Origin of the sequence: Kitasatospora sp. NPDC048239 (assembly GCF_043202015.1) — a bacterium.
Lineage (GTDB): Bacteria > Actinomycetota > Actinomycetes > Streptomycetales > Streptomycetaceae > Kitasatospora.
Genome location: NZ_JBICZP010000024.1, coordinates 22258 through 35427 on the forward strand (window position 1 = coordinate 22258; position 13170 = coordinate 35427).

Genomic DNA, 13170 nt, shown 5'->3' on the forward strand with positions numbered 1-13170 from the left:
CCGTCAGGGCCGGCAGGTCGCGGCCGAGGCGCGTTCCGCGTCCCGTGCGGCGATCGCGGCGGTGATCCTCAGCAGGTCGGCCGGACGGGCCGGGTCGAGACCGGTGAGGGCGGCGATCCGGCGCAGGCGGTAGTCGACGGTGTTCGGGTGCAGGTGCAGGGCGCCGGCGGTGTGCCGGCGGTTGAGTCCACCGGCCAGGTGGGTGCGCAGGGTGGCGAGCAGTTCGCCGCCGTCCTCCAGGGGTTCGAGGAGTGCGGCGAGCCGGGACCGGGCGTGGCTGGGCCGGGTGAGCTGGTACTCCACCAGTACGTCGTCCAGGCGGTGCAGACCGGGGGGCCGGCCGAACGCCTGGGCCACTTCCAGGACTTCGTAGGCCAGGCCGGCCGCGACGGCCACCCCGGCCGGTCCGGCGGCGGAGGCTCCGGCCAGGACGGCGACGCCTGCCGCCCGGGCCGTCCGGTCGACGGTGTCGGCGAGGCGGTGCCACTCGGCGGCGGGGACGGCGTCCGGGCGGTGGTCCAGCGGGACGAGCACCAGGCCGCCCGAGGAGGAGAGCGTCGAGAGAGCCGACTGCCGGGTGCGATGGTCGAGTTCGGTGCGGAGCCGGCGCAGTTTGCGGTGGCCGGCCACCGCCCGGTCGACGCCGGGGGCCTGTTCGTCGGGGTGGTCGGCGACGGCGAGGCAGAGCACGGCGTACGCGGCCGGCAGCCGGACCCCGGCTCTGGTGGCGGCCTCCTCGGCGGGTGTGCCGTCCAACAGGGCGGTGAGCAGGGCGTGTCGGGCCGCGTGCCGTTCGTCGGCGAGGGTGCGGCGCTCCTCGAAGTAGCCGGCGCCGGCCGCGGCGGTGGCCTGGCGGAGCTGGTCGAGCAGCAGCCGGTTGAGGACCAGCAGGTCGGCGGCGTCGCTGTCGAGGGCGTCCCGGGTGACCAGTTCCCAGCAGACCTCCATGCCGAGGTGGTGGGCGAGCAGCACCGCGTCCAGCGGCAGCCCCTCCTCGGCGCGGCGGGCGGCGGCCTCCCGGACGGCGGTGAACTCCTCGTCGGGGGCGGGCAGTCCGGTGCGGACGGCCTGGGCGAGGGCGCGGATCCGGCGCTCGGTGACCCGGGTGAGTTCGCCGCTCACCTGCTCGCGCGGCAGCCGGCGGTACGTCGGCACCCGCTCCAGCAGGGCGGCGATGACGGCCTCGACCAGCTCCGGGACGGTGCCGAGCAGCCGCCGGTCGGCGGGCACCCCGCCGATCACCGGGATCCGCCAGTCGGAGGCGCGGTCGGTTGAACGGCTGGTCGAACGGCCGGTGCTGTGGCCGGCGGTGCGGTCGGGCGGGCAGTCAGGTGAATTGTGAGCAGTCACAGAAAACACCGTCCAGATCTGGGGGACACCCAAGGGCCGGGTCGGAGGGGCGACCGCATCATGGAGGCACTCGAGTTACCTGTTGGTAACAAACTTCCGCCGTGGAGGCAACAGTTGAGAACCCCACTTCTCCGCTTCGCCGCAAGACCTTTGCGACGCAGGCTCCTCGGGGCGCTCGGTCCGGCCCTGCTGGCCGGTGCGCTGCTCGCAGGCGGCCCCGCCACCGCGGCGCAGGCGGCGGACGCGTCCCCCGGCGCGTCCGTCGCCCCGGCGGCCCCGGCAGCCGAACTTCCGCCTGACGGTGACACGGTGGCCTCGCCGCCGGGTGCCAACGACTGGTCCTGCCGGCCGTCGGCGGCGCACCCCAACCCGGTGGTCCTGGTGCACGGCACCTTCGCCAACCGGTACGAGAACTGGCTGGCGCTCTCGCCCGAGCTGAAGCGCCGGGGCTACTGCGTCTTCGCCCTGGACTACGGCATGATCCCCGGGATCACCTCCTCGGGCAGCGGCCTGCTGCTGCCGGTCGGGGGCCTCGGCCCGGCCGCCGACTCCGCCGCCCAACTCGGCCGCTTCGTGGACCTGGTGCGCGGTGCGACCGGCGCCGCCAAGGTCGACATCGTCGGCCACTCGCAGGGCGGCATGCTCCCGAACTACTACGTGAAGTTCCTCGGCGGCGCCGCCAAGGTGGACAAGGTGATCGGGCTGGCGCCGTCCAACCACGGGACGACCCTCTCCGGCATCGCCAACCTGGCACCGTACCTGCCCAGGGTCACCGAGCTCATCTACACCGCCTGCGCGGCCTGTCGGGACCAGGTGGTGGACTCCGCCTTCAACCGGAAGATGGCCACGGTGGCGGACACCGTGCCCGGCGTCGCCTACACGGTGGTCTCGACCGTGTACGACGAGGTCGTCACGCCGTACCGCACCCAGTTCCTCAGCGGTCCGAACGTGAACAACGTCGTGCTGCAGGAGCACTGCCCCGTCTCGCTCGCCGAGCACGTGGCGATCGCCTTCTCGCCGACGGCCCTGCACCTGGTCGCCAACGCGCTCGATCCGGCGCACGCGACCCCGGTGTTCTGCGCCTGACGCGGCTGACCGCCGCTGCACGGGAAGTCGGACCGGCCGACCTCCCGTGCAGCGGCGTTTGCGCGCCTACACGTTCAGGCGCTTCGGCCGGCCGTGCGGAAGGCGATGACGGCGGTCACGCCCCCGGGGCGCAGCCCGTACGCACCGGGGCCGGACAGCAGCACGGCGTCGAAGCGGGCGAGGGCCACGGCCTGGGCGGCCTCGGCGGCCTCTTCGGCTTCGGCGGTGACGGTCGCGGTGCCGGCGAGGCAGACCAGCAGGACGACGGTGCCCGGCGCGACGTCCACGGTGCGCGGCGCGTCGGCGAGGGCGAGGTCGGCGGTGGTGCGCCCGCGGCGGGTCATCACATTGAAGTCGACCACCGGGCCGCCGAGCAGCCGGCAGCCGGTGGTCGCGTCGCCCGCGAAGGCGAAGGGCCGGAAGGGGGCGTCGATCACGTGCTCGGCGCCGTCCACGGTGAGGGCCATGCCCGGACCCTCGACCAGGGTGATCACCCGGTCGATGTCCGGGAAGGCCGAGAACGGCCCGGCCGAGTCGACGTCCGCGAGGCTGACCCGCCAGTCGAACTCCGCCGGCCCGGTCCCCGCCGGGAAGCCCGCCACCTCCCTGGTCACCCCGCCCCCGTTGAGCCACGCCGTCGCGGGGCGCTCGGCGGCCCGCAGTGCCCTGATCCGTTCTGCCGTCATGGCGTGATCCTCGCACGGCGCCCGCCGGGCAGGCCGGCAGGCGGACGAGGGCGGGGCGCCGAGCGGGGGCGAGCAGGGGGCGTCAGCGTCGGCGCACGGTGAGGGGGAGGAAGGCGGCGACGGTGGCGGCGGCGGCGACGGTGGTGAGGGCGAGCGGGAGGCTCGCGGCGTCGGCGAGGAAGCCGATGACCGGCGGGCCGACCAGCATCCCCGCGTAGCCGAGGGTGGAGGCGAGGGCGACGCCCTGCGGGCCGCCGGTCGCACCGGCCTGGGCGATGGCCAGCGGGAAGATGTTGGCCAGGCCGAGGCCGACCAGGACGAAGCCCGCGAGAGCGAGCGGCACCGCGGGGGCGAGCGCGGCGAGCAGCATGCCGGCCGCGGCGGTGAGGCCGCCGAGGAGCATCACCCGGGTCTGGCCGAGCCTGATGGAGAGCCAGGTGCCGCTGACCCGGCCGGTCGTCATCGCGAGGGCGTACGCCGCGTACCCGGCGGCCGCCGTCCCGGCGGTCGCGTGCACGTCGTCGGTGAGGTGCAGGGTGGCCCAGTCGGCGATGGCACCCTCGCCGTACGCGCAGCAGAGCGCGGTGAAGCCGAGCAGCAGCACCAGCAGCCGGACCTTCGGCGCGCCCGGCGAGGAGTCGGTGGAGGCCGGTCGGGCGGGTGCGACCAGCGGCGCCGCCGGGCTGCGCAGCAGGACGGCTCCCGCCGCCACCGTGACGGCCAGTCCGAGCAGACCGGACAGCCCGAGGGCCCAGGCGGTGGTGAGGGTGCCGGCGAGCAGGCCGCCGATGCCCGCGCCGAGCAGGCCGCCGAGGCTGTAGCCGGCGTGGAAGCTGGGCATGACCGGGCGTCGAAGCTCGGCCACCAGGTCGACGGCGGCGCTGTTCATCGCGACGTTGGCCGCGCCGTACCCCGCGCCGAACAGCAGCAGGACGCCGCCGAGGGCGGCCACCGTGTGGGCGTGCGCGGGCAGCGGGACGGCCACGCCGAGCAGGGCGAGCGAGCCGACGGTGACCGGCCGCGAGCCGTACCGCAGGCAGAGCCGGCCGACCAGCGGCATGGTGGCGACGGCGCCGGCCGAGACGCAGAGCAGGGCGAGTCCGAGGGCGCTGTGCGAGGCGTTGACCTGGCTGCGGACGTCCGGGATGCGGACCACCCAGGCGGCGAAGAGGAAGCCGTCGACGGCGAAGAACGCGGTGAGTGCGAGCCGCGCGGCACCCCAGGGGGTGTCGGGGGAGGGGGGTGTGCTGCGAGACTGGAGGGGCGATCGGTCGGATCGGGAGTGGGCGCGGATTTTGTTTAGAAGCGGCACAAAGTCACAATAGGCGGGTGCAGCTCACACCTTCAAGTCCGCAGCCCGGCCACGCGGCCGACCCCGACGCGCAGCGCGACGCCCACCGTCGCGCGGCCCCCGACCGCGGCCGGACGCTGCTCGGCCCGGCGCTCTCCCTCATCCACACCGGCCAGGCCCCCACCCGCTCGGCGCTGACCCGCGCGCTGGACGTCACCCGGGCGACCGCCGGCGCCGTCACCGCCGAGCTGGAGGCACTCGGCCTGATCACCGTCGACTCCCGCCCGGCCGGCGGCGGCCGCGGCCGGCCGTCCCACCGGCTGGCCATCGACCCCGAGGGGCCGTTCGTCATCGCCGGGCAGATCCACGCCGACGGGCTGAGCGTCACCCTGGCCGGGCTCGGCGGCCTGCTGGACCCGCCGGTCCACCTGCCGCTGCCCGCCGCCACCGACCCGGTCCGGATGCTGCGCGCCGTCGCCCAGGCCGGCGCCGAACTCGCCCGGGCCACCACCCGCCGCTGCCTCGGCGCCGCGCTCGCGCTGCCCAACCCGGTCACCGAACCGGACGGCACCGCGCTCGCCGCACTGCACTTCGCCTGGCCCAGCGGCACCCCGGTCGCCGACCTGTACGACGTCGAGGTGGGGCGCGCCGACCACGGGCCGGGCGCGCTCGACCCGCTGCCCAGCTCCGTCGCCAACGACGCCAACCTCGGTGCGCTCGCCGAGTACCGGCACGGCGCCGGGCGCGGGGCGCGCCACCTGCTGCTGGTCACCTCCGGGCACCGCGGCGTCGGTGGCGCGCTGGTGATCGACGGCCGACTGCACACCGGGAGCGCCGGGCTCGCCCTGGAGGTCGGCCATCTGACCGTCGACCCGCAGGGCCGCCCGTGCCAGTGCGGCAACCGGGGCTGCCTCAACTCCGAGACCGACCCGGACGCGCTGTTCGCCGCCGCCGGGCTCACCCCCGCGCCGGACCGTCCGCTGCTCGACCAGGCCCGTGAGCTGTGCCGGTCCGCCGCGACCGACCCGCGGGCCCGGGAGGCCGTCGAGCACGTCATCGACCGGCTCGGCCTCGGGCTGGCCGGCGTGGCCAACATCCTCAACCCCGACCGGGTGGTGCTCAGCGGCCTCCACCTCGACCTGCTGGAGGCGGCGCCCGAGCGGCTGCGCGCGGTGGTCGCGGAGCGCTGCCTGTGGGGGCGCAGCGGGCGGGTGCCGATCGTCGGCGCGGAGCTCGCGCACGGTGCGCTGGCGGGTGCGGCCGAACTGGCCTGGCGGCCGTACCTGGCGGACCCGCAGTCGGTGCTCCCGGGGTAGCCCGGTCGGGCGGGCGCTCTCCGAAATACTTCGGGGAGGCGCTCTCCGGGCGGGATAAGCGGAAGCTGGGGCTACGAAAACGGTCACTTATCGTGACTCTCGTACACTCGTTGTGAGCAAGAGGGGCCGCCGTGGGGGGCCGCAACGAGGAGAGTCGCCATGACCAGCACCGAGCCGACCGTCGACGTGGACCGCTCCGACGCGGCCTACCGCAGTTGGCTGAAGGAGGCGGTGCGCAAGGTCCACGCGGACGCCAACCGCTCCGCCGACACCCACCTGCTGCGCTTCCCGCTGCCCGCGGAGTGGGGCATCGACCTCTACCTCAAGGACGAGTCCACCCACCCGACCGGAAGCCTCAAGCACCGGCTGGCCCGCTCGCTGTTCCTCTACGGGCTCTGCAACGGCTGGATCCGCCCCGACAAGCCGGTGATCGAGGCGTCCAGCGGCTCCACCGCCGTCTCCGAGGCCTACTTCGCCCAGCTCATCGGCGTGCCGTTCATTGCCGTGATGGCCAAGTCCACCAGCCAGGCCAAGATCGACCTGATCGAGTTCCACGGCGGCGAGTGCCACCTGGTCGAACGCTCCGACGAGGTGTACGAGGCCTCCGCCCGGCTCGCCGAGGAGACCGGCGGCCACTACATGGACCAGTTCACCTATGCCGAGCGGGCCACCGACTGGCGCGGCAACAACAACATCGCCGAGTCGGTCTTCGCCCAGCTGCGCCTGGAGCCGCACCCCGAGCCCGCCTGGATCGTGGCCACCGCCGGGACGGGCGGCACCTCGGCGACCATCGCCCGCTACGTGCACTACATGCAGTACGACACCCGGATCTGCGTCGCCGACCCCGAGAACTCGTGTTTCTTCGAGGGCTGGGTCAACCACGACCCGGGCGCGACCTGCGGGAACGGGTCGCGGATCGAGGGGATCGGCCGGCCCCGGATGGAGCCGAGCTTCGTGCCGGGGGCGGTGGACCGGATGATGAAGGTGCCGGACGCCGCCTCGATCGCCGCCGTCCGGGTGCTGGAGCAGGTGCTCGGCAAGAAGGCGGGGGCCTCCACCGGGACGGGGCTGTGGAGCGCGCTGCGGATCGTCGCCCAGATGCGGGCGGCGGGGGAGCGCGGCAGCGTGGTCACCCTGATCTGCGACCCGGGTGACCGCTACCTCGACAAGTACTACTCGGACGACTGGCTGGCCGGCGAGCGGATCGACATCGCGCCCTACCGGGCCCGGCTGGAGTCCTTCCTGGCCGGCGGCGCCTGGACGGGCTGACCCGCTCCGGGCCGCTGGGGCCGGCGCGCCGGGCCCTGGCGGCCGGGCGTGGCCGCGCCCCGGCGGTCGGCGGTTCCGGCAGGTCAGGCGGTCCGGCGCTCGGTCAGGAGCAGCGCACCGGCGACCGCGACCACGACCGCCGTCGCACCGTGGATGCCGAGGGCGGCGGCGGTCGAGCCGTGGTGGCCCAGCACGGTGAGGCAGTCGCCGAGCGGGATCAGCGCCTCGACCAGCAGCAGCCGGCCGAGGGCCCGGCGGTGGCCGGTGACGAGCAGGGTGAGCGGGGCGAGGCCGGAGGCGATGTCGCGGATGCCCTTGGTGCCGAGGAACTCGGCGGCCTCGCCGTGCGGCCACTCGGGCATGCCGAACCCGGAGGCGGTGGCCTCCGGTGCGAACAGGTAGCTGATCCCGACGTAGCTGATGCCCAGGGCGACCAGGATGGTCAGGGCGGTGGCGATCCGCTCGCGGACGGTGTCGGCGGTGCGGACGGTGACGGTGACGGCGCTGGTGCGGGCCGTGCGAATGGTGTCGGACATGGTGATCCCCCTTGGATGCGGATGAGTTCGGAGCCTTTCGCTGCGCCGTTTGCTAGCGCCGCTAGGAACTGAAACGACGTTAGCGCGGTCGGCGCTCCCTTGTCTAGCGCTGCTAGGATCCATGGCATGTCAATTCACGAGCGCCGGGAGCGCGAGCGCGCCGAGCGGCACCAGCTGATCATCCGAACCGCCCGCGAACTGGCCGAGGCCGAGGGCTGGGAGGCGGTGACGACACGGCGGCTGGCCGAGCGGATCGAGTACAGCCAGCCCGTCCTGTACAGCCACTTCGCGGGGAAGGACGCCATCGTGGCGGCCGTCGCGCTGGAGGGCTTCTCCGCGCTGGCCGCCGAGTTGAGGCTCGCGGTGGGGAAGGTGGACGGCCCCGCCGAGGAGTTCGCCGCGGTGGCGCGCACCTACATGGGGTTCGCGGCGGCCAACCCCGCGCTCTACGACGCCATGTTCACCCTGGCGACGGACCTGCCGTTCGGCGGGCCCGACACTCCGGCCCCGATGAAGGAGGGATTCGCCGCGCTGGCCGGCCCGGTCGCGCGGGTGGCGGGCGCCCGGGATCCGGAGACCTTCACCGAGGTGGCCTGGGCGGCCCTGCACGGGCTGGTCACGCTGACCAGGGTCGGCCGGCTGCGGCCGGGGCTGACGGAGCAGCGCCTGGCGCTGCTGGTCGAGCGGCTGTTGGGGGAGGCCGTCGACGGCGGGTGACGGACGGCGGCCGGTGGGGGAGGGATCCCGACCTCCACCGGCCGCCGTCCGAAGCGGCCCGGGACGCCGGGCGGTTACGGCGTCCGCGGCCCCGGAAGGTCGGCGGGGACGAGGAGTTGGAGCTCCTCCGTGGACGGGTCGGCCAGGTGGGCGACCCGCATCGCGTGCCGCTCGACCATGGTCTCGAACACCTGCCGGGCGGTGCGCCCGTTGCCGAAGTTCGGTCCGCGCTCCAGGGCGGCGAAGTGGTCGAGCAGGGCGCCCTCGGTGGCCTCGGCGAGCGCGTACTCGTGCTCGGCGCACTGCGAGCGGGCGATCTCCAGCAGTTCGTCCGCCGAGTAGTCGGGGAAGGTGATGGTCCGTGAGAACCGGGAGGAGACACCGGGGTTGGCGGAGAGGAAGCGCTCCATCTCGGCGGTGTAGCCGGCCACGATGACGACCACCTCGTCCCGGTGGTCCTCCATCAGCTTGACCAGGGTGTCGATCGCCTCCCGGCCGAAGTCGCGGGCGCCGTCCTCGGGCGCGAGCGCGTACGCCTCGTCGATGAAGAGCACCCCGCCGCGGGCCCGGTCGAAGGCGGCGGCGGTGCGGATCGCGGTGGATCCGATGTGCTCGCCGACCAGGTCGACCCGGGCCACCTCGACCAGGTGGCCGCGCTGGAGGACCCCGAGCGAGGCCAGGATCTCGCCGTAGAGCCGGGCCACCGTGGTCTTTCCGGTGCCGGGGGCGCCGGTGAAGACCAGGTGGCGGCGGAGCGAGGGCGCCTTGAGCCCGGCCTGGCGGCGGCGCCGGCCGACCGAGATCAGGTCGATCAGGGTGCGCACCTCCTGCTTGACCGTGGCCAGGCCGACCAGCGTGTCCAGTTCGGCCAGCGCCTCGTCGGCGGGCCGGCAGTCGGGGATCGGGCCGATCGCGGCCGGCGCCGTCAGCGGGGCGGCGGTGGTCGCGGTCAGCCGGGTGGTCCGGGGGGCGGGCACCTCGGCGGGGGCGGCCGGTGCGACGTCGTCCGAGGTGCAGGCCTCGACCACCGGGCCGGGCTCGGAGAACTCGAAGCCGGCCCGCTCGTTCTGCTCGGCCCGGCAGCGGGTCAGCACGGTGCGGCAGCCGTCGATGATGTGGAAGCCGAAGCCCTTGCCGTGCGAGACCCGGCAGTCCTCGAACGTGCCGCGGCCCTGGGCGGAGACGTACACGCCGGCGTCCGAGCTGGCCCGGACGTGGCAGTCGCGCAGGACCGGGTCGGCGCCCTTGGTGACGATCACGCCGGTGGCTACGTCGGAGATCTCGCAGTCGGTGAGCAGCCCGCCGCTGCCGTGGTCGCGGAACCACAGCCCGGTGCCGGCCTCCTGGACCCGGCAGCCGGTCAGCGTCACCCCGGCGCCGCCGCTGACCGAGACCGCCGAACTGCGGATCCGGCTGAACGAGCAGCCCTCGGCGGTGGCGGCGGAGTCGCGGTCCAGGACGAACAGCGCGTCGGGCAGGTCGTGCAGCGAGCAGTCGGTGAGGGTGAGCCGGGCGCCGTCGCTGACCCACAGGGCCGGGTACTCGCCGGTGGAGCCGTGGATCTCGCTGGACTCCGCGGTGGCCTCGGTGCCCTGGTCCCAGACCGACAGCGCGCCGCGTCCGAAGTCCCGGACGGTGCTGTTCACCAGGGTGAGCCGGGCCCGTCCGCGCAGGTCGGCGCCGTTCTCCGGCAGGTCGTGCACCCGGCAGCCGGTGAGCGTCAGCTCGGCCTCGCCGTCCAGCGTGACACCGTTGCCGGTGACCCGGTGGATCTCGCAGTCCACCAGCCGGCCGCCGGCCTGCGCCTCGGCCTGCACGCCGCTGCCGCGGATCTCGTAGATCTCGCAGCCGGTCAGCTCGGCGGCGCTGCCCGGGTCGCTGAGCAGCACCCCGGCGCCGACGGCGTGGTGCACCCGGCAGCGGTCCAGCGCGGCGGTCGCGCCGCCGAGGACGGCCAGCCCGGCCTGCCCGGCGGCGGCCACCTCGCAGTCCTCGAAGGCGGCCGCGGTGTCCTCGCCGCGCAGCCGCAGACCGAGGCCGGCCGGATTGGAGACCACGCAGCCGCGCAGGGTCGGCCGGGCGCCGCCGGTGACCTCCACGCCGGTGGCCGAGCGGGTCTCCACCCGGCAGCCGGCGAGGGCGGGCGTGGCGTCCGGGCCGGTGATCAGGACGGCGGGGACGGAGCTGTCGCTGCCCTCGATCACCAGGTCGCGGACGGTGGCGGCGGCGGTGACGGTCAGCGGCACCCCGGCCGACGGGTCGATCCGGACCGTGCCGGGGCCCTCGGCGCAGACCAGGGTGACCGGTTTGTCGAGCACCAGGTTCTCCCGGAAGGTGCCCGGCCGGACGCTCACGGTGTCGCCCGGTTCGGCGGCCGCCAGGGCCTCCGTGAGCGTGTCGTACTCGCCGGCGCGACGACGCCAGCGGGATGCGCTGTCCTGGGTGACCCGGACCCTGTGCTCAGCCATGACGGTCTGTCGTCCCCACCTTCATCGAGCCTTCATCGAACCGGCGGTGAACGGGCCGGCGATCAACGGGCCGTACGCGCGGGGACGCACGGGGCCGTCCGCACACCGTAGCGCGCCTGCGCGGATGGTCCGGCCGCCCGCTGCCGCACCGGCCCGAGGGACGCGTCCGGTTCGACACATGTTTCAACGAACGCGCACAGTTCGGGTTCCGCGCGGCGGTGGGGCCACCCGCCCGGGCGGGCGGCCGGGCCCCGGGCGGTCGCGGTGCCGGCGCACAGGCTCAGACCAGGGCGTTCTCCGGCCACTGCGCGCCGTCCTCCAGTACCTCGACCGGGTCGCCGAGCCGCAGTGTGCCGAGGATGTCGCCCTCGGTGCCGGCCGGGCGCTCGGGGATCAGGTTCTGCCCGAACGCCGCCTTCTTCAGCAGCCTGTGGTGCCGGGCCAGGGTGCGCAGCGGCTCGGGGCCGCGGCGCTCGCCGCTCTCCTGGTCGGTGGTGGTGATCACGCACCGGCCGCAGGGCTTGACCACCCGGAAGGTCAGCTCGCCGATCCGGATCCGGCGCCAGCCGTCCTCGGCCCACGGCTCGGAGCCGGAGACCACGACATTGGGGCGGAAGCGGTCCATCGGGAGGGTCTCGTGCCCCTCGGGGTGCTCCGCGGAGATCAGCGCGTTGAGCGCGTCCAGCGAGGCGGTGGCGGTGAGCAGCAGGGGGAAGCCGTCGGCCATCGAGACGGTGTCGCCGGGGCGGGCGAAGCCCGGGTCGACGGGCCGGGCGCGCGGGTCGTCCAGGTGGACCAGGCGGTAATCGCCGAGGTGTGCGGCGATCCACTCGTGGGCCTCCTTGACCGCCTCGGCGGCGCGGAAGCGGGTGCCCCAGACCTCGACCTCGGCGATCGGGTCGCCGGCCGCGACGGCGGGGGCGGGGATCTCGATCCGGGAGCCGCCGGGGGCGGTGAGGGTAAGGGTGCCGTCGTCGGAGAGCCCGGTGCGGATCTGGCCGAGGGCGGCGTTCTCGCGCTGGCTGACGAAGCGTCCGGTGGAGTCGGCGAGCATCCAGCGGCGGTCACCGGCCAGGCCCCACGGCTGCACCCGGGCGTCGGCGGGGCTCAGTCGGTACATCGACTTGACGGGGTGGACGTGGAGTCCGGTGAGCTGCATTCCCCCATCCTGCCAGGCGGGTGGCGGCGCTGCTCTGCCCTGGTACGCGCACGGACCGCCCGGGCGCGGTGAGGCGTCCGGGCGGTCCGTGGATGACCCGTTTCTCCGTACGCCCGACGCGCGGTGGCGCGCCGGGTGGTGCTCAGGTGGTGCGGGTGCGGGCCGGTCGGAGCCGGCCCCGAGGTGTCAGTAGCCCTGCCCCTGCTGCTGGTAGCCGCCCTGCTGGAACTGGCCGGGCTCGCCGTACGGGCCCGGGCGCTGCGGCTGCATCGGGCGGACCGGGGCAACCGGCGAGACGGCCGGGCGCAGTTGGGCGCCGCCGAAGCCCTGGTCGCCGCCGTGGCCCTGGAAGCCGGGGCCACCGGGGTTCGGCGCGCCGAAGGACTGCTGGCCGCCGAAGCTCTGCGGGCCGCCCTGGGGCTGTCCGGTGAAGCTCTGCTGCCCGCCGAAGCTCTGGCCGCCGAGCGGCTGGGCGCCGAAGGTCTGCTGCCCGCCCTGTCCGGCGCCGACGAAGGTGTTCTGCCCGCCGAAGCTCTGGCCGCCGGACGGCTGGTAGCCGCCGGTGGTGGCCTGCGAGAAGCCGGGGGCGGGGGCCTGCGGGCGCTGTCCGGGCAGGTACGGCTGGGGGGCGCCGTAACCGGGGACGGGCGGCTGGGGCGCCGAGGCGTACGCCGGCGCGGGCTGCGCGGGGACGTACGCGGTGGCGGGGCCGGAGGAGGGGGCGCTGCTCGGCCCGGGGCCGAGTGCGAGGCGGGCGGGCGGCAGCGCGGGGAGGTTGCTGCCGGCGCTCTCGTACCCGTTGCCGTACCGGTTCTCGTAGGACTGGCCGAGGCCTGATCCGTAACCGGAGGACAGCGCCGGCGGCAGGGCGGCCGGCACATTGATGGGTGCGATCTGGGGGACACCGCGCTCTGCGACGAGGCTGTCGTAGATGGGCGTGCCGGAGGAGAAGGACGGAGAGGGGTAGCCGACTCCGTCGTAGGAGCGGGGCGAGGTCATGGGGCATACGGTAAGCCCACAATGCGCCTGCTGAGGAGAGTGGGAGGGCGAGCAGTTCGAGTGTTTACACAGTCTTCGCCCGCACAAAGGTTTCGAAAGTAGGAAGAACAGACATTTCGGCATCGAGTTCAGGCCAGCCTGATTCGGCCGTGCGCGGTCGAACGCGACCCGGACGCGGGCCGGGAAGGCCGGTGGGGTGACTGCCCGGTGGAGCCTTCGTGGCCGTCCGAAGAAACTTCTGCGGCCAGGGCGTGCGCTGGCGCATTCGAGCCCCCGTCGTCCGCGCGGCGGGG

Annotated in this window: 11 protein-coding genes; 4 read left to right on the forward strand and 7 right to left on the reverse strand. The window is 74.7% G+C overall.

What is annotated here, in order from left to right:
• Positions 1-3: 3 nt before the first annotated feature.
• Complete coding sequence (locus ACGFZP_RS36915) at positions 4-1350, reverse strand: PucR family transcriptional regulator (RefSeq protein WP_392941237.1); 1347 nt, start codon at positions 1348-1350, stop codon at positions 4-6.
• Positions 1351-1464: 114 nt separating this feature from the next.
• On the opposite strand from ACGFZP_RS36915, the gene ACGFZP_RS36920 reads away from it, so the two are divergent.
• On the forward strand, positions 1465-2436 hold the full coding sequence (locus ACGFZP_RS36920) for an esterase/lipase family protein (protein ID WP_392941239.1): 972 nt from the start codon (positions 1465-1467) through the stop codon (positions 2434-2436).
• Positions 2437-2510: 74 nt separating this feature from the next.
• Here ACGFZP_RS36920 and ACGFZP_RS36925 read toward each other — a convergent pair whose 3' ends face one another.
• Together ACGFZP_RS36925 and ACGFZP_RS36930 are read right to left on the reverse strand one after the other, a co-directional pair.
• Positions 2511-3122, reverse strand: a complete 612-nt coding sequence (locus tag ACGFZP_RS36925; RefSeq protein ID WP_392941241.1) for a HutD family protein — start codon at positions 3120-3122, stop codon at positions 2511-2513.
• An 82-nt stretch (positions 3123-3204) separates the two neighbouring features.
• On the reverse strand, positions 3205-4434 hold the full coding sequence (locus tag ACGFZP_RS36930) for an MFS transporter (protein ID WP_392941243.1): 1230 nt from the start codon (positions 4432-4434) through the stop codon (positions 3205-3207).
• A gap of 116 nt (positions 4435-4550) precedes the next feature.
• Here ACGFZP_RS36930 and ACGFZP_RS36935 point away from each other — a divergent pair, with 116 nt between their 5' ends.
• Both ACGFZP_RS36935 and ACGFZP_RS36940 read left to right on the forward strand, forming a co-directional pair.
• Positions 4551-5729, forward strand: coding sequence for an ROK family protein (locus ACGFZP_RS36935; RefSeq protein WP_392941298.1), 1179 nt, complete (start codon positions 4551-4553; stop codon positions 5727-5729).
• 159 nt (positions 5730-5888) lie between these two features.
• The gene (locus ACGFZP_RS36940; protein WP_392941244.1) at positions 5889-6998 is read left to right on the forward strand and encodes a PLP-dependent cysteine synthase family protein; all 1110 of its coding nucleotides are present in this window, start codon (positions 5889-5891) and stop codon (positions 6996-6998) included.
• An 83-nt stretch (positions 6999-7081) separates the two neighbouring features.
• Here ACGFZP_RS36940 and ACGFZP_RS36945 read toward each other — a convergent pair whose 3' ends face one another.
• Positions 7082-7534 carry a DUF4267 domain-containing protein gene (locus ACGFZP_RS36945; RefSeq protein ID WP_392941245.1) on the reverse strand — a complete coding sequence of 151 codons (453 nt, stop codon included), beginning with the start codon at positions 7532-7534 and terminating at the stop codon, positions 7082-7084.
• Between the two features lie 126 nt (positions 7535-7660).
• Between ACGFZP_RS36945 and ACGFZP_RS36950 the strand changes: the two genes are divergently transcribed.
• Complete coding sequence (locus tag ACGFZP_RS36950; RefSeq protein WP_392941246.1) at positions 7661-8251, forward strand: TetR/AcrR family transcriptional regulator; 591 nt, start codon at positions 7661-7663, stop codon at positions 8249-8251.
• 74 nt (positions 8252-8325) lie between these two features.
• On the opposite strand, the gene ACGFZP_RS36955 is transcribed toward ACGFZP_RS36950, so the two are convergent.
• The 3 genes from ACGFZP_RS36955 to ACGFZP_RS36965 form a co-directional block, all read right to left on the reverse strand.
• Entirely contained in the window at positions 8326-10719 is a 2394-nt protein-coding gene (locus ACGFZP_RS36955; RefSeq protein ID WP_392941247.1) for a right-handed parallel beta-helix repeat-containing protein, read from the reverse strand.
• Between the two features lie 280 nt (positions 10720-10999).
• A complete protein-coding gene (locus ACGFZP_RS36960; protein WP_392941249.1) occupies positions 11000-11878 on the reverse strand; it encodes an MOSC domain-containing protein in 879 nt (292 codons plus the stop codon).
• A 186-nt stretch (positions 11879-12064) separates the two neighbouring features.
• Complete coding sequence (locus tag ACGFZP_RS36965) at positions 12065-12877, reverse strand: DUF6643 family protein (RefSeq protein WP_392941250.1); 813 nt, start codon at positions 12875-12877, stop codon at positions 12065-12067.
• Between the last annotated feature and the right edge of the window lie 293 nt (positions 12878-13170).